Here is a 22,738-nt window from a genome sequence, read left to right on the forward strand (position 1 = left end):
AGCTTCTTTTTTACTTTATTTTCTACCGCAGTTTCTTACTACTCTGTAACCAGAGGTTCCCGGTGCAGATACAGCCGTATCTTTGTGCCTCTTCCGACTTCAGATTCAGCGGTCAGGCCGTGGTTTAATTTGTCACAGATGGATTTGCAGAGATATAATCCGATACCCGTTGACTTTTTATCCTTTCTCCCATTGTATCCCGTAAATCCCTTTTCAAATATTCTGGGCAGGTCTTCCGCCTGGATACCGATGCCTGTATCTTCTATTACAAGCACTTCTTCCGGCCCCGGCTCCATATATATGGAAATGGTACCCTGACCTGTATATTTCAAGGCATTTGACAGCAGCTGTTCCAGGACGAGAAGGAACCACTTTTCATCCGTCAATACCATTCCCTCACATTTCTGATAACTGAGATGGATTTTTTTCAGTATGAAAAGCTGAGAATATTTGCGCACCGCCTGGCGAACGATATCATCAATAGAGTACCACTGCAGAGACAGATCGGATGACATATCCCCCATCCGCAGATAAGAAAGCACCATTTCCACATACTGTTCCGTCTTGAACAGCTCCATCTTCATTGGTCGGATCAGCTCTGCCTCCTCCTCGATCTCCCCTTCCTCAAATGACTGCATCAGCAGGCGCATAGCCGCCAGGGGGGTCTTAATCTGATGGGCCCACAGGCCGTAATAGTCCAACATCTCCTGTCTCCCAATGCGGGCCCCTGTTTCCATTTCTTCTTTATAATCAAACAAAACTTTTAACTTTTCACGGTACAGTAATTCCGTCAGATCCGTCGTAGAAGGCGCCTCTCGCCACTCGTACGGCAGGGCCGCCTGCGCTTCCTTTACCTTTTCAACATGGCGGCAGAAGCCGGTAAAATCGCACACTGCAAACACTGCAGACAACACTGCAGACAGCAGTACCGCATATCCCAGTGCATCTGACCTAATGTTATACAGGTACAGAACAAGCCAGAATATCCCAAGTATAACAAGAAACAGGATGATATATTTTAATCTAGATTTTATAAAAAAGCCCAGTTTTTTCTTCATTCCAGCAGATACCCAATCCCTTTCTTTGTACAGATAAAGTCCGTGATTCCGATTCCCTCCAGTTTTCTGCGCAGCCTCGTAATATTAACCGTCAATGTATTGTCATCTATAAACTCATCGCTTTCCCAAAGCCGTTCCATAATCCGCTCGCGCTTCACAATCTTCCCTGCATTTTCCATCAAAATCTGGAGGATTTTAAAGTCATTTTTCGTCAAATCCAGCCTCCTGCCCTCGTATGTTAAAGCGGCATCATTCAAATTCAAAATAACGCCTTTGTACTCCAGCACATTCAGCTGTCCCTGGAAAGAATACGTCCTGCGCAGAAGCGCCTGGATCTTTGCCGTAAGCACATTCAGGTCAAATGGTTTCTCAATAAAATCATCCCCGCCCATATTCATGGCCATAACAATATTCATATTATCACTGGCGGAGGAAAGGAAGATCATCGGTACTTTCGATATCGACCGGATCTGCGAACACCAGTGGAATCCATTATAAAATGGGAGCAATATATCCATCAGCACAAGCTGAGGCTCAAACGCAATAAACTCCTCCTGGACATTTTTAAAATCCTTGATGCATCTCACCTCATAGTCCCATTTCACCAGGTGTGCCTCAATCGTCTTCGCAATTGTCAGATCGTCTTCTACAATTAAAATCTTATACATAATGCCCTCTCCTTTGCAAAGGGGTCAGACCCCTGTGCAAATCTCACACAATTTCTGTTATTTACTGTCATCTTTCTTCTCCTATTATACTCTGCTTCTTTTGCATATCACAATACCTAATTTTAGTCGGCTAGTTTTAGCCTAGTCGACGGATGGGGACGCTTCATGACAGGGAGGCCGGGGAAGTGCTGGGGCTGTATATGCCGTTGCGATATGCACCCGTGCTGCTAAGTGTTTCTAGAACAGCCCCAACACCTCCGCGGCCTCCCTGTCATAAAGCTGGTTCATCAAATCGGTAGGAAAGCCCGCCAACCGGGTGGGATCCCGGACCAGGGCAGCGGATGTGGATTGGCTATGCGTATCTTTTCATCTTCCAGATGTGTATGAACTGGAAGCCGTATTACCTTGCTTATATACACCTACTGGGGACATAAAAGTCCCGCCAATTCTATATCCATACGCTGCCCCCGTTTGAGGCCCCTCCTTAGAAACGAGCTTTTTCCTGCCGGTTGGATGCGCCAGCTCCATGAAGGGATAGCTGAAAACCTCCCGGAGAACATCCATGTCCTTTCAAAAACGCTCTAAGCGGGCCTTAGAAATTCTTGGTGGGAAACAGCCCTGAAAATGGAGAGATTTTTGGATTCCGAATCCAAAAATCAGCTGACCCAGCGCGAGAAATCATCGGATTTCTCGTGATGTGTCAGTGGTGCTCCATTTTCAGGGCTGTTTCCCGCCTAGAATTTCTTAGGCCCGCGGCCGCGTTTTTGAAAGGACATGGATGTTCTCCGGGAGGTTTTCGGCTATCCCTTTATGGAGCGTCCCCCATCCGTGCCGCGACTAAAGCGCGTCACTAATTCCCGATTTGGATGTTAACTGCAATATGAAAGTCCTTCTAAAGATTATCTTTTGAAATTCTTTAGATTATATGTATTGACAATATATATTATACAGAATATAATATACTCATAAAAGATATATGTAAAACAAAAACATATAGAAAGGAATGATAACATGACCTTTACACTGAACACCCCGATGTTCGACTTTCTAGTCCTATCGGTAATTGCTAATGATGATGCATACGGTTATCAGATCAGTCAGATTATTAAAAAGGCTGCCAACACAAAGGATTCTACTCTATATCCAATTCTGAAAAGACTGCAGGATAGTCAGTATGTAGAGACTTATGACCAGCAGTATCAGGGGCGCAACCGAAAATATTATACAATTACAGAGATCGGAAAGACACATCACCAGGAACTATTGAAAGAATGGGAAATATATAAGACAACAATTGATGAGATTGTTAAGGGAGGGATTTCGCAATGACTAAGACAGAATATATGAGGACGCTCGCACATAAGCTGCGCCGTCTTCCCAAAGAAGATTATGATAAGGCGATGGAATATTTCGAAGAATACTTTGCCGAGGCAGGACCCGAATTTGAGCAGCAGGCAATCGAGGATCTCGGTTCCCCCGAGGATGCCGCAAATCAACTGATTATAGACCTTGCGGCAAAAAATGTGCAGGAACCGCCCAAGACTGTCAAAAGAGGGCTGTCCGCCATCTGGATCGGCATTCTGGGGATCTGTGCCGCACCAATAGCACTTCCGCTGGGATTCGCTCTGCTGGCCGTATTTATCTGCTTTTTAATCGTGATACTGGCCGTAATCTTTTGTTTGTTTCTGGCTGCAGTAGCAGTTGTAGCAAGCGGTATCATCGGTGTTTTCGGAGGTGGTATCCTGCTTTTCTCCACATTTGCAGACGGCCTTGCAACCATCGGATTAGGCTTATTCGCGCTGGGCGCAGGAGTGCTTCTTGTTTATGGGGCTGTCAATTTCTGCCGCTGGTTTTTAGGAAAGACTTCAAAATCACTGGGAAATATCTCTAAAGGGGGGAAAAAGAATGAAAGCAATCACTAAAAAAATTATAACTGTCTCTGTCTGCCTCATGGCGGCAGGCGCCGTGCTTGCCGGAATCGGCTATCTCTTTGGAGGCAGGGCCGGCGTCTCCATCTCCAGAGGCGGGATTCATCCCAACTCTGCAACTTCCGATCCCGTCACGCTGGAAAAAACGAAGCTGGAAGCCTTCACGGAAGCAGACATCACCATGGATGCCTATGCCGATATCCGGGTTCTGCCATCGGAAGACAATAACTATTATGTAGAATACCTGTTGGATCAGGCGTTCGGAACTCCCAAGTATAACGTAACTGATGGTAAATTCACCCTTTATCAGCCAGATCAGAACCACGGTGTATTTCTCGCCTTCTCCACAGTCGGCGACTCGCTCAACACCTATATCAACTTATACGTGCCAAAAGACAAGACCCTTGACGCACTGAAAATATACGACGATTCCGGCGATGTATCCGTAACCGGAACCAATGCTGCAAATATGGATATTTCATTAGATTACGGTGACCTTACCTTAGAAGAAAACAGTTCAAGCTCCCTGAAATTAACTCTTGAAGGCGGCGACCTGGAACTGAAAGACATAGAAACCGAAGCGTTCACTTTATACAGCGCATATGGGGACAGCACCATAGAGAATTTCAAATGTGATACTGCAAAAATACAGCTGGATTCCGGCAGTCTTTCCCTGGACGCAGCCAAACTCAGCTCCCTGAGCTGCAACAGCGAATACGGGGATGTGGACCTGTACCTTCCAGAAAAATTGGAGACATACACCTTTGACATCAAGGCCGAATACGGCCAGATCTACCTTCCTGAGAACGCACCAAAAGGGTACTATAGGGACAGGGACGACTCTGAAGAATACTATCAGACAGACGGAACAGAACAAAAGCTCATCAGAATCTACGCCGACTCCGGAGATATTGATATCCGTGAGCGGAGGGAATAGAGATTTGTAGTATGAGTCGAAGGGGACGCTGTGCGGAAGCGTGGCCGGGCTATCCTGGATACGGTATTGTGGTGTAACAGCCGCTAATCAAAATGAAAGCCAGCATGATGAACACCGCCGACTCAAGCGGGAATGCCGGATGCATTCCCGCTTGAGTCGGCTTTTTTGCAGGGCTTGTAGCCCTGCAAAAAGTTCATATGCCGGCTTTCATTTTGATGAAGCGGCTGTAACACCACAAAAGACGCATCCAGGATAGCCCGGCCACGCTTCCGCACAGCTGGCTCATCCGATCGGTAGTTAAAAATCTTTCCCCGGAGAGGGCGCTCCGGGGACGGGGGCTGCGGATTTTTTATGGGGATTAGGGACACTGCTGACTGGGGAAGACGGAAAGATTGGAGGACAGAAGCATTTGCTCCCTAGCCCGTGACCATCCGCCTCTCCCGTAAGAAATCCCCCTAAAGTTAGGTATCTTCCGCCCGGATGAACGCAGCCTGCCAGGGATGCCGCCTGTGGTGTCAAGCGGGATCTCTGCCTGTGTTTTTGGACGCCTCAAAGTGTGTCGTGTTCCCGTTGGGATAAAATAGAAAAATCTGATGGACAGACTTTGCTTTCCCAAGCAAAGTCTGAGGCGACTAAGGCCCACAATTATCAAATTGTGGGCTGCATGTCGCTGGTTCCATCAGATTTTTCTATTTTATCCCTACGGGAACTAGACGAAACGGCCGGCAGCCGAAAACACAGGCAGAGATCCCGCTTGACACCACAGGCGGCATCCCTGGCAGGTGTCCCGCGTCCCCCCGCCGCTACTCCCTAACTCCTCAATTTCTCCCACTCAGCCGCCTTGAAGCCCGTGAGTACGATATCCCCATCCACTACTATAGGACGTTTTACAAGCATCCCATCGGTTGCGAGCAGTTCGAGCTGTTCTTCCTCGCTCATTTCAGGAAGTTTATCTTTCAAGTTCATTTGTTTGTACAGCATGCCGCTTGTATTGAAGAATCTTTTCAACGGCAGACCGCTTTTTTTATACCACTCCTTCAGCTCCTCTTTTTGGGGATTTTCTGTTTTGATATCTCTTTCCTCGTAAGAGATGCCCTGCTCTTCCAGCCACTTTTTGGCCTTCTGGCAGGTGGTGCATTTGGGGTAACAAACGAATAACATATGTTTTCCTCACTTTCCATTTTTCTTATCATTCATCTCCGGACACGCAGGCCTTATGCAGATTTCCAGGCAGACACAGGCTCCCTTATGGGTGCCTGCGTTGCCAAGGGTGAGCCTTCCGCCCTGTTGTTTTGCGAAGGACTGGACTATGAACAGTCCCATACCGTAATGGCTTTTGGAATTCCGGCTTTTATCGCCCTGATAAAACTGTTCCGGTCCCCGCCTGATATCTTCCTCCGTAAAACCAGGGCCGCTGTCCTCGATCCGAAAACAAAGCCTGTTCTCCTCTTCGTACAGATTGATGGTGATATTTCCGCCCTTGGGCGTGTATTCCACTGCGTTGTCCAGCAGATTTTCCCAGGCGCGCAAGAGCATCTGCCTGTCACTAATAATATAGTCTGAAATCAGGGAAATTACAACCTCTAAGTTCCGTCCGCCTGCAGATGCCACGACTCTTGCATTTTCAGCAAAGGATTCGGCAAGTCCCCTGATTGCCACGGTTTCTTCCAGCAGCTTAACGGCGCCGTCAGATTTCAGCATTTCCTGCAGGATGCAGATATACTGCTCTATTCTGTCCGTCTCCTGAAGAATATATTCCCGGCATTCCCTGCTCTCCTCCAGCGACTCTGCTTCGCAGGACAGCTGGGTGTTTCCCCTTATGACGGTCAGCGGAGTTTTAATGTCGTGGGCCAGCGCGCGGATCTGCTGGCGTCTGTTCTCTTCCATTTCCCATTGCTGCTTAAGAGACGCCTCCAGGGCCTCTTTCATTTTCACAAGAGACTCCATCACTTCATCTATCTCCACAATCCTGGAAGCCGGCTTTTCGAAATCCAGATTTTGAAGTTTGACCTTTTCCGTCACCTGCTTGACCGCTTCCAGTTCCCTGCGTATCACATTGCCGAAACGCCGGACCAACAGAACGGACTGTATGAAAAACAGGATTAGAAATAAAAGAAAAAGGCCCTCCGGTACCCCCGGCAGTATTTTTTTAAGTAACGGATTTGTGAACTCCGCTCTTAATTGATAGACCGCCAGACAAACTTCTCCATCCCGCGGAAAATATTTCAGATACCCTAAGGCGCTGTCACCGCTCCCGCCTCTTTTGTACTCTTTCCACACCTTTTCCTGTAAGCTCTGACTTAAGTTTCCGTACAGAAATGTACCGTCTTCGCTGTACACCCCATAATGACAATTGTCCGGTATCATTTCTTTTGTCACAATATCGGCTTCCTGTATCTCTGTACGCCGCCTTTCCAGCGCCACTTCACTGTAATTAGCCGGCAGTACTGCACCTGCCGCACTTAAAACGCCAAAAATTACTACGCACATCAAGAGAAGGCCTGCTGTCATCAGACAAAACCAGACCAAAAACCTCCGAAATACAGATTGTACCGTTACCTTACGTTTTATTTCCATTTATATCCAATCCCCCATACCGTCTCTATCGGCTCCCTGCCGGCCCGGGAAAATTTAGCGCGGATGTTTTTTACATGCTCTGTAATCGCAGATACGTCCCCATCCTTGTCATACCCGAATATACGCTCATAGATCTGTTCCTTAGAAAACACCTGGCCATGGTTCATTGCCAGAAACTCACTGATCTCATATTCGCTTTTTGTAAGGGGCACCCGGCATTCCCCAACTCCGGCGGTTTTACCCGCCAGATCGAAGCGCACACCTGACACCTCCGCCGTATGCCTCTTCTCCCGCTTTTCTCTGCGCAGATGGGCCTGTACCCGCGCCCGCAGTTCCCCGATCCCAAAGGGCTTTGTTATATAATCATCTCCGCCCGATGCAAGCCCGTACATGATACTGTTTTCGTCTGTCTTTGCCGTCAGGAAAAGGATCGGGCTGTCGACCTGGCTGCGGATCTTTTTCACAAATGTGATACCATCCGTTCCCGGCATCATGATATCTAACAAAAGCAGGTCATATTGGTTCAGGTTTTCTATTATGATCTCATCCGCACAATTTAAGGTTGTCACACAGTGCCCCTCCTTTTCCAGAGCCCTCCGTATTAGATTCCGTATTGCCGGCTCATCGTCTACCGCAAGAATTCTGGCCATCCACTACATCCCCTCTCTCATGTTTTTAAACATTTTTTTCTGTCAATTTGCAAGAACCTTTCCCCCACCCCTAATCTTCCATCCGTTTTCCTTCGTAATAATGAAACCAGAGATATGTCAGCAGAATCCCTGCAATGGTGATTCCTGCCATCATGATTCCTCCTGTTTTCATCTGGGACTCTGCCAGCGCCCAGGCCGCGGAATCCATACCAGCTGCACGCTGTACATACAATCCTGTGAAACGGCCCGCCCAGGCACACGGTATCCACTGCCAGATCCCATCCCCAAGCCCGGTCATCAGTATCGCGGCCAGCAGGCTTTCCACAATTCCGGCCCCGATGCTAATGCCTTTCGAAAATCGCAGACCTAAAAACAGATGAAGGCAATAAGTGAATATCTGGCTGATCCAGATCAGTCCTGTCACTGTTATATAAAACATCTCCGGTACGGCAGTCCGTTCAATGAACAAATAATATCCGGCGCCAAAACCGACTATCGTCACTAGCACCGCTGCCAGGTTCCAGAGCAGCAATGTACAAAGTTTTGCAGACAGATTTGCTGTCCTGCGCTGTCCTGTCCCTAAAAGATTTTGAAAATGCCCTGCCTGTTTTTCCTGGTCTGCCGCAAGTCCGCAGATAAACCCTACAAGTGTCGGGCATACAACTGAAACCACTTCCACATAACCCGAGATCTTCCCCCAGCTGCTCCACCCTGAGATACGGTAGTATAAAAGAAATATAACGATTCCCGTCAGCGGCATAATGATATGGAGCCACAATATCCATGTTCTGCGCAGCTTTACCAATTCGGCACACAGCATCCGGAATCCTCTGTTCTTCTGTTTCAGCTTTCCCATCCTTTTCGCCCCTTTCCTGCATACCAGCCGGCCGTCAAGGCCCATACTCCCAAAAACAGCGCCACAGAAATGCAGACTCCCAGAGGGATGACTGTTATCTTTAATACTTCCGGGAAAAAGGTCTGGCTTCCCGGTTCCGCCGGCAGCCCATTCGGGAGGATCTTCAGAATCGGACACATCAGGCGGCTGATATAAGCAAATGGATTCACCACCCACCATTTTGACAGAGCGCCCAGAACTCCCAGCCCTATATTACCTGCCAGGCCCAAAAGTATTCCTGCGGCAAATCCCAGCGACTGGTTCACAAACAGCCAGAGCGGGATCTGCCACAAACTGAGCACAATCCACAGGACAGCTGCCGCAAGGCCGGTCAGCCCTGAGATCTCTCTGGCGCCGCCAGAAGCCAGCAGACGGCTGACCACTTCCTGTACACAGAATAAGATCAGAACGGCAAGTACAAGCGTTTTCAGGCTGTACAAGATCTTCGCGCTCCATAAAGTCTTCATGTTTATCGGCAGCGCTCCCATGGCCCTATTCTTCATCTTCCTTTCCCGCTGCCCTGCAAATGCCGTGCTAAGAAGCAGCAGCATAGGGAAAAACGTTGTATACCACCAGTTATACTGATTCATTTGGTAATACCGGCTGTCCTGCCCCGAAAAAACAAATGACAGCAAAATGCTGAAAAGAGGTACCAGCCAAAAGAGCCTGGAGGCCACGGTATGTCTGTTTTTTAGATTCTCCGCTTTCACATATGCTAACAACATGCCTCAAGCCCCCTGTTCTTTCTGACCACATCCGTAAACAGGCTTTCCAGATCCTTTCCCTGCTTCATGCCGCCCTGATATCCCAGAACGCCCCCCGATATGATCCCGATATAATCGGCGACCTGCTCGACCTCGCTTAATATGTGGCTGGAAACGATAACAGTGATTCCTTCATCGGAAAAATCCCGTATCATATTTCGGAGTTCCTGAATGCCAAACGGATCCAGCCCGTTGGCCGGTTCATCCAGAATCAGAAGGCTGGGTTTATTAAGAAGCGCCGCCGCTATCCCCAGACGCTGTTTCATTCCCATAGAAAACTGCCCTGCCCGCTTCTTCCCCGTATTTTTTAAATCTACGATTTCCAGGACCTCGTCTATTCTTTTCTTCGGAAGCCCCAGCAGAAGGGTGCGTACCTCCAGGTTCTCCCGTGCCGTCAGATTGTCATACAGCGGAGGCTGCTCAATCAGCGCTCCCGTTCTGTTCAGATCCTTCCGGCTCCATGGCTTTCCCCCAAAAAAGATCTCTCCTTCATCCGGGCGCATCATACCCGAAAACATTTTCATCAATGTGGACTTACCGGCGCCGTTCGGCCCCAGAAGCCCATATACGCAGCCCTTTGGCACCATCAGAGATACCTGGTTCAACACAACCTGACGGCCAAACCTCTTGCAAATTCCTTTTGTCTCCAAAATCATCTCATTCATGTTAAAACCTCCTTGTCTATAAGGACATTTTAAAAGACAATTATAAGGAATTTATAAGGGAACTGAATATTTTCTATTGTAACATAAACTAAAAAATGTGGATACTCGGGTTGCGTATTTTTCCTTTTATGGTAGAATAGTGACGGAAGACAATTTTCTGCCACATATTCAGTGAATCTATTTCTATTAAAAAACATAACGAACTGAGGACAAACTTCCCCGGTATCTGCAGCCGGACGGCCATACCTGCACGTCTGCCCTGTTCACTGCCTGGGGGAATATAAAAAGGAGGATCACATATGTACTGTTTTAGAAAAGTAACCGATGACTTATACTGGGTAGGCGGAAGCGACCGCCGTCTGGAGCTGTTTGAAAACATTTTCCCCATCCCGAACGGTGTTTCCTATAACTCTTACCTGCTGATGGACGAGAAGACCGTTCTCTTTGACACAGTAGACGCTTCTATCGGAAGGCAGTTTCTGGAAAATGTAGAAGCAGTTCTCGGCGGAAGAACACTGGACTATCTGGTTGTGAACCACATGGAACCGGATCACTGTTCCCTCATCGCAGAACTGGCGCTGCGCTATCCTAAAATGCAGATTATCGGTAATGCCAAAACATTCCCCATGATCGGCCAGTTTTATGATATGGACTTAGAAGACAGGAAAATCATCATCAAAGAAGGGGATACCTTTTCCAGTGGTACGCACACCCTTCATTTTGTTATGGCGCCAATGGTACACTGGCCGGAGGCAATGATGACTTATGACGAGGCCGACAAGGTTCTGTTCTCTGCAGATGCCTTCGGAACTTTCGGCGCTCTGGGCGGCACGATTTTTAATGATGAAATCGACTTCGACAGAGACTGGCTGGATGATGCCCGCAGGTATTATACCAACATCGTGGGCAAGTACGGCGTACAGGTCCAGAATGTACTGAAAAAAGCCGCTGCGCTGGACATCCGGTATATCTGCTCACTCCATGGACCGGTCTGGAGAAGCAATCTGGATTATATCATTGGAAAATATAATATCTGGAGCACATATGAGCCGGAAGTACGCGGCGTTATGATCGCCTATGCTTCTATGTACGGCAATACGGAAAATGCTGCCAATGTACTGGCGGTCAAGCTTGCCGATGCGGGCGTGAAGAACATGGTGGTTCATGACATTTCCCGCACCCATGTATCCCAGCTGATTTCTGACAGCTTCAAATACAGCCACCTTGTGCTTGCCTCCCCTACTTATAACGGCGGGGTATACCCGGTCATGGCCAATTATCTGGATGACATGAAGGCGCTGAATGTGCAGAACCGTACGGTCGCTGTGCTTGGCAACGGAACCTGGGCTCCGATGTCGGCTAAACTCATGGAGGCTAAGATCGGTGAAATGAAGAATATGACAATCCTGACGGAAAACTTTGCTATGAAATCATCCCTGAAGGATTCACAGATGGAAGAAATGGATGTTTTAGCTGCAAGACTTGCAAAAGAGATTCTCGGAAACGAGTAATTCCGAGAGCACTGCTCCACAAACACAGGCGTAGTGGAATACGCTGAAGTTTGTGGAGCAGTGCTGCCGGAAATTTAAGGATACGATCGGTGCCGTACAATTCAAATATGCCCCTCTCAATTCTTGTGCAATGCATGCGGCTTTTTCGTTCTGTCCATCCAGCATATCCCCAAAAACATGAATAACCCCAGAATGGATAACCCGATTCCTGCTTTCACACCGGGTATTTCATATTTCAGTTCAATTATATTCTCCCCCGCGGAGAGGGGAATTGCCATCAGGGCATTGGCTGCCGGCCTGATTTCCACTTTCTTCCCATTCACGGAGGCTGTCCAGCCGTCATCATAAGGGATACTCAGGAGCATATTGCAGTCTTCGACTGCGGTATAGCTGCCTTTCACATATCCGTCTTCAAATTTTTCTGTTACCATTTCTTTGCCCTTCAATTCCTGAATGACTTCCTCGAACAAATCCTGATCCAGATAATAGAAATAAGGCGTCATATCCTGTTCTTTTCCGCTATATCCGTCCAGTGCCGCTGTATGCGCCTTCGTCCCGTCTCCGACATTAAATATCTTATAGCTCAGCCATGTGGCGTAATTACATCGGTACTCGCCATCTACATATAGTACAAGGTCATGTACCCAGGAATCTACATAGCCATAGAGCAGATCTTCCTTTCCGGACGCAGGTATACTAAAAATCAGCACCTGGTCTTCCATACGTACCTCCGGCTCCGCTTTTTTATAAAGCGCTACTTCTCTTCCGAGGATTTTGGAAAACAATATATTCTGATATTCAAAAGGGTTGGCACTCTCCGTTTTTTCATAAACAGTATCCGCCGCCTCCATGCCTGCGTCCAGCGCATATAGATTATAGTATACGGATTTTCCGTTTGCTTCCGGTATGGAATCCACTTTTTCATAGCCTGCCACCTCTGCCGCAGACAGCAGATACTTTACCCCCAGCAAGGAATCTGCCGGCAGGCTTGATTCGGACACGATGCTTATGGTACTCTCAGAGGAATACCCGATATCCCGGAGCAGATCTCCTGTCGTTCCGTCAAATGTGGAGGAATAATGATTCAGACCGCGATAGTCATAAACCATGGCCTCATTTAGAAAGGCCGAGCATCTGCTCTCCTCGTCATACCTTTTATTCAGAGTGTCCATCCTGTAGAATTCATCCGATTCCAGTTTTTTCACCGCTGCAACCTGTTCTGCATTGCGCGCCGTATATTCCTGGTAAGCGGAAATATCCTGATTCCACTCGTAATTCATCTGAAACGTCATAATCCCGTTTAAAACCAGTTCTACGGCCAACACTGCTGGAACTAAATTCTTCAGCCCTGCCTGTTTTCGTTTCCCCATTCCTGAAAGCAGATACAGCAGAGCATACACTGCAAGTACCGCTTCTGTCAAAAGCAGTTGATTCTTTCCATATCCGCCCGCCAAATGGTACACCAGGAACAGCAGGATGCAGCCCGCATATACCGCCGCCATTTTTTTGCCGTCTCTTACCTTTTCATACTCCTGCACCCCTCTTGCCGCCAGGTACAGTACAAGAAAAATGACAATGAAAGCGAACCGAAACGGATAACTTGCCACGTACCTTAATCCGCTCCAGATGCAGTCCAGCGGTACAAACCAGCAGCTTACCAGCATAAACATCACAGCGATTACGGATAGTATCTTCTCCTTTTTTTCCACATGGCGTGAGAAAAAATAATAGAGAAAGAAGCCAAAAAAGAGCAGACCGCAGTATAACGATACAGATTCAAAATAGCTGCCCAGTGCAAATCCCTTGAATGCATCAAGGAGGGATCCATGTGTGGCCAGATGGAAGATCTCAGGAACAAAAGCATCCTTGCCTTTCTGCAGGCCCACCACCACCGGATAAAATATAAAACAGCTTCCAAGCACTCCTGCAAGCATGATGCCGCCACATAATATGGTATCTTTTATGAACCTTTTTCGCTCCTTTGCGTCCGGCTTGTCAATCTTTAAGATTCTTTCGTACAGGAAATAACATACGGCAAACAAACCTGTCATATAGCCTGTATACCAGTTAATTGCAATGGAAAATAGAACGGTAAGGAAAAGCCACCGCTTCCGGTTTTCGGAAACAAACCTGTAAACAGCCAGCAGTAAAAGCGGCAGAAGGATTACACCATCCAGCCACATAATGTTGGATGACTGCAGCATATTGTACTGCATCAGAGCATACGAGAGCGAAATAAGGGTCCGCATCCTTAATGATACCGCCGGAAAACGCTTCCAGAAAAAGATTCCTGCAGTCACCCCCGCAAGCCCTTGTTTTACTGCCGTAAGAATAAACAGGAACAAAGGCAGCTGCTCTGTCTTGAAAAACACTACAAGCAGATTCAGCGGACAGCCAAGATAATAGCCGAACAGTGCAACCAGGGAACCGCCCAGAGATTTTGTGAACGAATACCCGATGTCTGCTTTTCCCAACAATACATTCCGGTAATATGCAAAATAATCCACATACTGAATATCCTGATCCCACAGCATATTAGACTTGCTGCCAAAAGGATATAATCCACTCCCGGCCTGTATTAGGATAAACAAAAAGATGGAGCTGAGGAAAATAATCCCCAGCGCCAGCAAATTTCGTTTTCTTGTAGCATCTGATCTAAATTTTTCCGACATTGCTTAACTCTCCATCCGCTTCCCTTTAATTCATAACTGTAGAAATCAAATAACCGAAGCTTTCCGCTTATTGTCCCAGTGTTTTGACACATTGATATTCAGCCTCATAGCTAGCCTAATTCTCAATGTATCAGTACATTAGTCCTCGCAGGAGCCAGAATTCCCGGCTCTACTGGAACTCACTCTGCCCCTTATAGTTTACGGCGATATAGCTCTTCCCGCGATTTACTTTGATCTCCTTGCCGCTCTCATCGTAAAAACGCAGGTACGAATTCTCGTTATTCGCCTCTTTACTCCAATGTATCTTCTGCATACCGCCGTTTGACACATAATATCCTACATAGTCAGAACCGCCATACCAGTTGATTTCTTTATGCCCAATATCATCCCTTACTGAAATATCAGTCTCCAAAACAAATACATTTGTAAAAGCCAGCTGGGTGTTGTCACTGCCATCCATCTGTGGTTTTCCGTTAATCTGCTTTAAGTAAGTCTTTGAGCCCTCGTCATAAGTCAGGGTTGCCGTGGCCGCCCCAAAATTAATGTTGACATTTTTGCAGTCCTGCCCTTCCGGCTTCAGCTGTTCGTCCATCCCGTTAAACTGGAATGCCGTCCCCTTTTTATCCTCGTTTAAATCCGTTCTCCGACCTTCTGCCTGCACCACCTCTGCAAATCTGGTTCCATCAAAAAATCCTGTGTGCTCCAAAGAATATCCCGCATTCAGCCTGTCCTGGTCACGACCAAACAGCCCCCCTGCATTGTTCATCCCATCATATTGATCCAGGTTCAGCGCTTCGAGATAGTCTGCAATACTGTCATCAATTCCCCAATTCACATAAAATGCATCATATCCCTGTGAATATGCAGGGAAATAATAACGGCAGCTGCGCACGGCACAGATCTTCGGTACTGCAGTGTAGTCTGCGTATAAAGCCATAAGACGCGTCACATCACCCTCGACCGGAATCTCATATATAATATCTGCCTTTGAAATCCCAAGCTGCGGGAGCGCCGCCTCCACATTATTCACCATAACGGCTACAGGCCTTTTGCCAATAGCGCCGTCTGTCAGATCAGCCAGCCCTGTCAGCAGGTTCTGGTTTGCAGGCGCCTCTTCCTGTTTTGGCTCTTCTTTTTTCTCTTTTACTTCTTTCTCTTCTGTCTTCTCTGCTCTTTTGGGCGCTTCCTTCTTCTTACATCCGGCCATGCCAAATATCATGAGTAATACCAGCAAAACAATACTTACTTTTTTTAACCTTTTCATATAACCTCTCCCTTTCAGTCTGAATTTTCCTGCTTCTTATTTTACCAAATTCATACAAAAGTACAACCCTATATCACAAATGTCCTTGCTTTTGAAAGTTACTGTGTTACCGTTTACATGCTTACCTGTTAACAGCAGCTGCCTTTCCCCTGCGGATCTCTGTTCAGCAGCCACGGGTAAAGCAGCACCAGGGGCAGTCCGATTACCAGGAGATAGATATACCTGACGCCAAATGCCGTTGGAGTAGCCACCATTAAAGTCAGCCAGTTGCCCGCCATGACCAGCAGAGGAATAATATACACTGATTTTTTGCGCATCCAGCAGAAAACGATATCAAATAAAAGGATCCATACCAACAGCCCCGTTGATATATAATCGTACTTTTCCACTATTATTTCCTGCATGGGATAGCCCAGCACATTTTCAAAAGGCTGATTCTGATACATGTCCCACCAGTTCCTGGCAATATCTGTTTTCACAAACTCGTATTTCGTCTCCCCTCCTATATGCCAGAAGCCATATGTCCCCATAAGATATTGCTTTACATAGACATCAAAATTTTTAGTCAGCATGGAAAACCAGACATGAAAAAATTCTTTCTTGTGGCTGTCTAAATATTCCGTATCGAATTCAGGCGCCCATTTGATCGGATCCACTAAAAACGGCCAATAATAATCCTGATACTTTTCCAGGGGCAGCAGATGATCCATAAATTCTTCCTCTTCCGCGCTCATCTCCCCCTCTGTGACAACGACTCTGGCCATTTGCTGCAACGGGATGCCGACTGATTCCACAAAAACATTTTCGGCAGAAAACACGTGCACATATACGGGTCCCGTTATAAACCAAATCAAGCCAATACTGACCACCGATGTTATCAAAACCCGCTTTAAGCGCTTCCTGTAAACCACCAAAAGTCCCGCACTGAGCAGGATCCCGATATAGATTCCGTTATTTCTCAACAGAGATGCCAGTATCATCAGCCCTGCATAGCTGATCAAAACTTTCTTCTCTAAAAATGAATCCGGATTCAATGCAACATGATCGATTAATTGTAGTGCCAGCAGAATAAGAACACCGCTGAAAATGGGGTCTTTCCACATAACAACCGCATAGTTTCCAAACACCGGAGCGGCCGCAAAATATGCGAGCCCCAGATAGATCAGAATCTTCTTAAACCCTTTCCGCTCAATCCATTCCAGCAAATACCCCAGAATTCCCGCCATAATAAGCATCTGAAATACAGAGTAAAGCGCAATACCAATATTAAAGTTATGGAAGATATAGCCCACAAGCATGAATCCGCCAACCATTAAGGTATAAAAAACAGGGAAATGGTTGTCCCATGGCATCTCTCCGAAAGCAATTGCCATGGAAACCGTAGCATCATCAGGTACAATCCCCGGGAAATAAGTTACAAATGTGGGAACCCAGGCCGCAAACAAAATCACGCTGTAGAGCAGCCATTTTCTTTGATTCCATTTTGGAAGCGGTAATTCTCCTGAAGTCATGCGGCCTCTTACCGCCGCATTCACACCGGCCAGATATAAATCAAAAAACAGAAGCCATCCTACAAAAACATAAAGAATAAACCAGATAATATCAAATACCGTAAAAGCTAAAAATGATACGCTGTCCGCATGGATCTTCTGCCCAACAACAATCATCAGAGAAAACAAGATTCCCAGTAATACGGTTCCCGGCAATATACGGCTGTGCTTCAGCAGATGCGCATTCTTCCGGGCCGCTTTAAGCCCCGCATAAATCAGAATCGATAATCCTGCAATATAAACCGGATTCATCAGCCACTTTTCCTGATGAAAAAACAACAGATTTGCTATTGTAATAGACAGGATCAGCGAAATTATATCTGATTCCCCTCTCATAAAGTTCTTTGCCCGGTTCATTCCTTTTTCTCCTCACCCTCTTCTTCCAAATTACTTTCATCGCAGATATAGATAGGCCTCTTCTTGGTTTCCAGATACGTCTTGGAGAGATACATGCCTAAAATCCCCATACAAAGCAGCTGAATTCCACCCAGCATCAAAATGATACAGGTCATAGAAGGCCAGCCTGCAACCGGGTCTCCGAAACATAAAGTCTTGACCAGGATAATGATCAAAAAAATAAATGCGGCCGCACAGACTGTCATCCCCAGTATGGAAGCCATAGCAAGCGGCGCCGTCGAGAAACCGATAATTCCCTCAAGACTGTAGCGGAACAACTTGAAAAATGACCATTTTGTTTCGCCTGCAATACGCTCCACATTCTCAAACTCAATCCACTTTGTCCGAAAACCAACCCAGCCGAAAATACCTTTCGAAAAACGATTGTATTCACTCATTTCCAAAATTGCATTTTTGAACTTCCGGTTCATCAGACGGTAATCCCTTGCTCCATCCATAATCTCAGCCGAAGAAATCCTATTCATCAGATGGTAAAACCGGCGCGCAAAGAAAGAACGGATTGGCGGTTCCCCTTTCCGGGTTACTCTTCTGGTAGCAGCTGAATCGTACCCTTCTTCTTTCACCGCCTCTAACATCTCAGGCAGCAGTGAAGGAGGATCCTGCAGATCCGCATCCATAAGAACCGCATAGTCACCGTCCGTATTCTGAAGTCCCGCATAGATGGCCGCTTCCTTGCCAAAATTGCGGGAGAACGAAAGATATTTGACCCGGTTGTCACTTTTGGCCATATCTTTTGCAAGATCTAATGTGCTGTCCTTCGAGCCGTCATCTACAAAAAGGAGTTCTAATTCATATTCTGCTAATTGCCCTGCTGTCTTTTTGAACTCCTCGTAAAAATAGGGGAGCACCTCCTCTTCATTGTAGCAGGGGACAATCAGGGATATCTTTTCTTTTGGCATAATTAAATACTTCCTTACTTCGTTTAGTTATCCTGTTTTTAATAATAACGCTTCTCCTGGGTATATTCAACACCCAAAACGTTAAGGCCAGTATGACCCTATTCCCCTCCTAACGAGTCATCCATATGTGTCTGCTTTCTTCTGTCTATTTCAAAATTGCTCCATCCTTAAATGCATTTCCCACTTTTTCCATATATCTGGCTGATAGCCGACTGTTGCCTGTTTTCCGTTTCTGACAATGGGTGTCCTTATCACTTGCTGGTTTTCAAGAATTTTTTCTGCCCGGTCTTCTTCTGCGATATACGTGACCAGAGCAAGTAAATCTTTATCCCTGCAATTCGGATCGAGCAACTGTTCATAGCCTCCAATTGATTGGCAGACGGAGTAGAACTCACCTTTGCTGAGTCCCTTTTCTTTCATATCTATAAACTGATATTTTATGCCCCGCTCCTTGAAATAACGCTCTGCTTTTTTGCTGTCAAAGCTCTTTTTTGTTCCAAAGATCTGTATATTCATGGGCCTTATCTCCTTCTGAAAACACCTGTTTTATTTTCTTGAAATTTTTATATTTAGCTGACTGAGGCCGGAACAATGCTGCTAACTTGAAAATTATACGATACCTGGTTATGTTTTATTCGCAAACATCTTACAAATTTATCCACTAGGAAATTATATCATAGAATCCGCTTCAAACCAATAGTTCTTTCTTTTACAGACAACAAATACCATTTTAATAAATTTTATTCTATATTTTATCTAATCAGAGTATTTTTTAACCGCTTCTAAAAACTTATGCATATTTTCAACCGGCGTCCCCTTCGGAATCTCACAGCCGCCTCCAATCATGCATTTCCCTTTTGTATCATCAATAATTTTTTTCACTTCATTATCAATCATCTGCGGCGTGCCAAATCTCAAGACCGAGGACGGATCCAGGTTGCCGCATAAAACCTGCCCTTTCCCCAGTCGTTTTATCAGTGAAGGCACATCTTTCACTAAAGAATCTATATCCAGGATATTGGCTCCCGCTTCTATTAAATGCGGCAGGATCCTGGAAGAATCGCCGCAGATATGGAATTTGGTATATATCCCCAGCTTGTTTGCATGTTCAATCAGTTGCACATGATATGGAAAAATACGTTCTAAATACATTGACTCGCTTATTTGAGAACATATAGCGTCGCCAATACTGATGCAGTCTGCCCCCGCTTCTGCCTGTAAATCAATCCATCGTTTCGTATTATCCACTATAATCTGAAATATCTCAGACAGCTCATCCTCATAATCCAGTAAATCTATGAGCCCCTCAGATACGCCTCTTAAATCCGTATACTCCGCCAAAGGACCTTCCACGTGTCCTGCTATAAAATACTCATCGCCGACCGTATCTTTATAATGCTTAACTCCTCTCACGCGATTCATCATCGCATCGTTCTCTTTTATATTCAGCGACCTTATCTTCTTATAATCCCTTTCAAAATCAAGGATTAAATGCTTTTCTGGATATGGGCAGTCATCTTCAGGATACACGATATCCATTCCGTATGCGCCCGCTTCACAATATGCAAATCCCGACGGATGGAACCAGTCCACACCAAAGTCTTCTGCAAACTTTATCATTGCATTACATTGGCTCCGATAGTCCAGGCAATACTCTCTAAACGGAATCTTTGCATATTCAGATGCAAACTGCATGACTAATGGATGGAATGGAATATAATCCACTTTTTCACCATGCATAAATTTTAACGTTCTTTCTCTGCCATTCATTTGATACCCTCCTGTTTCATAACTTTATGTAGTATAATTTATTAGATAATACCTTATATCACGCAATAAAAACATACACTTTCTTACATGATATTTGTAAGAAATTCCATTTTATGTTATATTTTATAGGAAGGGATAGTTAAATTGTTTCGGTTGAAACAATAAGATTTTGAGCCTAACAAAAGGAAAGAGTGAAAATAGATATGCAAAAATCATTTCAGCAGACATTACTTAATAAAACGATTCAATTAGATAATATCGTTAGTTTCTTTTACTGCGACCTTAATCCTAAATTTACATCTATTGGTGAAACTCATAATTACTGGGAATTTATTTATGCAGATATTGGCAGTATAGAAATTGTTACCGGGTCTAAGACTGTCATACTTGAAGAAGGCCATATTTATTTCCATGCGCCTAATGAATATCACCAGCATAGATCGATAAAGAACCTAAAAGCTTCCATATGTAACGGAGCCTTTTATTACGAGGGTAATGTCCTCGATAAAATAGCTGATCAACCGATTTTTCTTACAAATTCTACGAAACAATATTTTTTTAATGCACTAAAATACTGCAGTGAGATATTTTCCTCTGTTATTGACACAAAAGAACTGATCTACCAGGTAATTGCACCTGACCACAGCCTGGCACAAGAACAGCTGCTGCTTAATAATTTAGAATCCTTTTTGCTGGAGTTGCTGATATCTATGGATACTCTTACATATCCAAAACGTCATGTGCCAGAAGATGAATATCCGCCTTTGGTTGGCGAAGCAATTATGATAATGAGACAATGTCTTTTTTCTTCCCTTACGCTCTCATCTCTCTGTCAAAAACTGCACTGTTCGAAGTCAACTTTGTCTGCTGTATTTAAAAAGTATACCGCTTCAACCGTTATGAATTATTATACCCAGCTTAAAATAGATAAGGCAAAAGAACTGCTGTGCTTAGGCGCTTATAATATAACCCAGGTATCAAACTTTTTGAATTTTTGTAATGTAAATTATTTTTCTAATCAGTTTAAACGGTATACTAATTTAAAGCCCAGTGAATACTGTAAAAGCCTTAAGAATAAGAATTGTGTACAGCTTTTAGAATTACCAAAATGAAATTCAGTCCTTTAAATCTTCAATTTCCCCCATGTCGGGAAGCCAGACAGAGGAGGCGTCCACAAAGTTACTAGTATCTTCTCTCTGTCCTGCAATGGTGGACGGGATTGTGCCGTTTAGCTGTCCCCGAATACTTTCTGCCCTCAAAAGACAAAAATCTCTAATCGTATCCACTGCCAGCTGATACTCTTCATAAGAGCAAAAGGCAGTGGGATCTTGCTCAACATATGGAGCGATCATTACGTTGGTCTGCTGCACAAGTTCTTCGAAACGCCCGCTTTCGAAATATCCTGTTATTAACTGACCGAAATAGTAGTGATACTGTGAAAAGTATTCGTTCTTTTTCATCAGGTTGTGATATAACGGACGATTTCGCATGATTTCCCCACTGGCCGGAGTATTAATAGGATAATTAACATAATAGGTAGAATCATTGATTGGATCAGGCATTCCCAGGGAATAGGTGGCAAACGCCAGATTATAATCCCAAGGCAGGATACTGAGAATACCATCCTTTTCGTACAGGAAATAGTTGTGACCTGTTTTTCCCAGATAACTGTCCAGGTTCACTACGAAGACCTGTACAGTAAAGTAACGCAGTACTTCATCCACATTGATTGCCGATTCCAGATTTTCCCCTGTTGAAAGAGCCCTCAGCGATTCAATCAGCCGGGTTTTATCTGCATCTGTTAGATCAAACTTAGCATTGCGGAAGATATTGTCATAACTGTCATATTCATCATCTGTATATCGGAGCCCTACATCGGCATTTTCTGCATTTAAAGATTTATAATCCGGTTTGTAAAGCTGCCCGTAATCTGAACCAAAGTTTCGCTTTGCAAAAGCCTCTTCCGGTTCCTCGATAGCTAAAAATAACCCCCAGTCTTCATTATTTACGCGCACCCATGTATAACTGCATAATGGTGTGGGTATATCCATATACTTCATCATATCGTAAGTTATCCATGTTTTCATGTAAGTATTGTCCTGGAAAGAAGCATCTAAAGAAAACTTATCAAGTCCATAATAACTGCCCGCAGTATAGTGGTCGAATTCGATTTTTAAACTATAACGGTCAAGGTTATATTTTTCTGTAAGCCTGCGGGAATTATTTCCCTTAACCCTCAGCCCCACATTTGAAAATTCTTCTCCGTCAATCACAATTGTACAGGCGCTATATTCTTCTTCACCTGCAGTTTCCAGAAAACCCATCCAATCCTCCATAATGATATCCAGTGTATGAACTCTGGTGTCATCAAAAAGACGGGTTTCATAGCCCGGTGCGGCTGAAGCCGGAATCAGTCCAAGGGCTTCGCCGTTCATAAACAAAATGGTGATGACCAGTGCCAGCACCGCCGCTGCGATACAGATACGGTCAATATATTTTGACTTCAGCATAGC

At 45.3% G+C, this 22,738-nt stretch carries 20 protein-coding genes; 5 read left to right on the forward strand and 15 right to left on the reverse strand.

What is annotated here, in order from left to right:
• Positions 1 to 38 precede the first annotated feature (38 nt).
• Together BN1938_RS22375 and BN1938_RS22380 are read right to left on the reverse strand one after the other, a co-directional pair.
• A complete protein-coding gene (locus BN1938_RS22375; RefSeq protein ID WP_050642593.1) occupies positions 39 to 1,058 on the reverse strand; it encodes a sensor histidine kinase in 1,020 nt (339 codons plus the stop codon).
• The gene (locus tag BN1938_RS22380; RefSeq protein ID WP_050642594.1) at positions 1,055 to 1,726 is read right to left on the reverse strand and encodes a response regulator transcription factor; all 672 of its coding nucleotides are present in this window, start codon (positions 1,724 to 1,726) and stop codon (positions 1,055 to 1,057) included. The genes BN1938_RS22375 and BN1938_RS22380 overlap by 4 nt, the downstream gene beginning before the upstream one ends.
• Positions 1,727 to 2,737: 1,011 nt before the next feature.
• Between BN1938_RS22380 and BN1938_RS22385 the strand changes: the two genes are divergently transcribed.
• Genes BN1938_RS22385 through BN1938_RS22395 form a run of 3 tightly spaced genes read left to right on the forward strand, consistent with a single transcriptional unit; the run spans position 2,738 to position 4,591 of the window.
• Positions 2,738 to 3,055: a PadR family transcriptional regulator gene (locus BN1938_RS22385; protein ID WP_050642595.1), complete on the forward strand. Its 318-nt coding sequence runs from the start codon at positions 2,738 to 2,740 to the stop codon at positions 3,053 to 3,055.
• On the forward strand, positions 3,052 to 3,648 hold the full coding sequence (locus tag BN1938_RS22390; protein ID WP_050642596.1) for a DUF1700 domain-containing protein: 597 nt from the start codon (positions 3,052 to 3,054) through the stop codon (positions 3,646 to 3,648). The genes BN1938_RS22385 and BN1938_RS22390 overlap by 4 nt, the downstream gene beginning before the upstream one ends.
• Positions 3,632 to 4,591, forward strand: coding sequence for a DUF4097 family beta strand repeat-containing protein (locus tag BN1938_RS22395; protein WP_050642597.1), 960 nt, complete (start codon positions 3,632 to 3,634; stop codon positions 4,589 to 4,591). Before BN1938_RS22390 ends, BN1938_RS22395 begins: the two co-directional genes overlap by 17 nt.
• 810 nt (positions 4,592 to 5,401) lie before the next feature.
• Here BN1938_RS22395 and BN1938_RS22400 read toward each other — a convergent pair.
• From BN1938_RS22400 to BN1938_RS22425, 6 genes are all read right to left on the reverse strand, one after another.
• Entirely contained in the window at positions 5,402 to 5,752 is a 351-nt protein-coding gene (locus tag BN1938_RS22400; RefSeq protein ID WP_050642598.1) for an arsenate reductase family protein, read from the reverse strand.
• 9 nt (positions 5,753 to 5,761) lie between these two features.
• Entirely contained in the window at positions 5,762 to 7,081 is a 1,320-nt protein-coding gene (locus BN1938_RS22405; protein ID WP_050642599.1) for a sensor histidine kinase, read from the reverse strand.
• A 77-nt stretch (positions 7,082 to 7,158) separates the two neighbouring features.
• A complete protein-coding gene (locus BN1938_RS22410) occupies positions 7,159 to 7,818 on the reverse strand; it encodes a response regulator transcription factor (RefSeq protein WP_050642600.1) in 660 nt (219 codons plus the stop codon).
• A gap of 70 nt (positions 7,819 to 7,888) precedes the next feature.
• Entirely contained in the window at positions 7,889 to 8,674 is a 786-nt protein-coding gene (locus tag BN1938_RS22415; protein ID WP_050642601.1) for a lantibiotic immunity ABC transporter MutG family permease subunit, read from the reverse strand.
• Positions 8,662 to 9,438 (reverse strand): lantibiotic immunity ABC transporter MutE/EpiE family permease subunit, encoded by a 777-nt coding sequence (locus BN1938_RS22420; RefSeq protein WP_050642602.1) that lies wholly within the window; start codon positions 9,436 to 9,438, stop codon positions 8,662 to 8,664. Before BN1938_RS22420 ends, BN1938_RS22415 begins: the two co-directional genes overlap by 13 nt.
• Positions 9,429 to 10,142: a lantibiotic protection ABC transporter ATP-binding protein gene (locus BN1938_RS22425; RefSeq protein ID WP_050642603.1), complete on the reverse strand. Its 714-nt coding sequence runs from the start codon at positions 10,140 to 10,142 to the stop codon at positions 9,429 to 9,431. The genes BN1938_RS22420 and BN1938_RS22425 overlap by 10 nt, the downstream gene beginning before the upstream one ends.
• 299 nt (positions 10,143 to 10,441) lie before the next feature.
• On the opposite strand from BN1938_RS22425, the gene BN1938_RS22430 reads away from it, so the two are divergent.
• Entirely contained in the window at positions 10,442 to 11,653 is a 1,212-nt protein-coding gene (locus tag BN1938_RS22430; RefSeq protein WP_050642604.1) for an FprA family A-type flavoprotein, read from the forward strand.
• A gap of 116 nt (positions 11,654 to 11,769) precedes the next feature.
• Here BN1938_RS22430 and BN1938_RS22435 read toward each other — a convergent pair whose 3' ends face one another.
• The 6 genes from BN1938_RS22435 to BN1938_RS22460 all read right to left on the reverse strand — a co-directional run bounded on the left by BN1938_RS22435 (position 11,770) and on the right by BN1938_RS22460 (position 20,225).
• Positions 11,770 to 14,325 (reverse strand): YfhO family protein, encoded by a 2,556-nt coding sequence (locus BN1938_RS22435; RefSeq protein WP_050642605.1) that lies wholly within the window; start codon positions 14,323 to 14,325, stop codon positions 11,770 to 11,772.
• Positions 14,326 to 14,494: 169 nt separating this feature from the next.
• A complete protein-coding gene (locus BN1938_RS22440) occupies positions 14,495 to 15,589 on the reverse strand; it encodes a DUF3048 domain-containing protein (protein WP_050642606.1) in 1,095 nt (364 codons plus the stop codon).
• Between the two features lie 128 nt (positions 15,590 to 15,717).
• On the reverse strand, positions 15,718 to 17,496 hold the full coding sequence (locus tag BN1938_RS22445) for a DUF6020 family protein (protein ID WP_050642607.1): 1,779 nt from the start codon (positions 17,494 to 17,496) through the stop codon (positions 15,718 to 15,720).
• Complete coding sequence (locus tag BN1938_RS22450) at positions 17,493 to 18,455, reverse strand: glycosyltransferase family 2 protein (protein WP_050642608.1); 963 nt, start codon at positions 18,453 to 18,455, stop codon at positions 17,493 to 17,495. Before BN1938_RS22450 ends, BN1938_RS22445 begins: the two co-directional genes overlap by 4 nt.
• 150 nt (positions 18,456 to 18,605) lie before the next feature.
• Complete coding sequence (locus tag BN1938_RS22455; protein ID WP_050642609.1) at positions 18,606 to 18,971, reverse strand: arsenate reductase family protein; 366 nt, start codon at positions 18,969 to 18,971, stop codon at positions 18,606 to 18,608.
• A 240-nt stretch (positions 18,972 to 19,211) separates the two neighbouring features.
• Entirely contained in the window at positions 19,212 to 20,225 is a 1,014-nt protein-coding gene (locus tag BN1938_RS22460; protein WP_050642610.1) for a uroporphyrinogen decarboxylase family protein, read from the reverse strand.
• A 191-nt stretch (positions 20,226 to 20,416) separates the two neighbouring features.
• Here BN1938_RS22460 and BN1938_RS22465 point away from each other — a divergent pair, with 191 nt between their 5' ends.
• Complete coding sequence (locus BN1938_RS22465; protein ID WP_148487262.1) at positions 20,417 to 21,337, forward strand: AraC family transcriptional regulator; 921 nt, start codon at positions 20,417 to 20,419, stop codon at positions 21,335 to 21,337.
• Between the two features lie 3 nt (positions 21,338 to 21,340).
• Here BN1938_RS22465 and BN1938_RS22470 read toward each other — a convergent pair whose 3' ends face one another.
• A complete protein-coding gene (locus tag BN1938_RS22470) occupies positions 21,341 to 22,735 on the reverse strand; it encodes a CotH kinase family protein (RefSeq protein ID WP_050642612.1) in 1,395 nt (464 codons plus the stop codon).
• Between the last annotated feature and the right edge of the window lie 3 nt (positions 22,736 to 22,738).

Source organism: Eubacterium sp. SB2 (assembly GCF_001244405.1).
GTDB lineage: Bacteria > Bacillota > Clostridia > Lachnospirales > Lachnospiraceae > Faecalicatena > Faecalicatena contortus_B.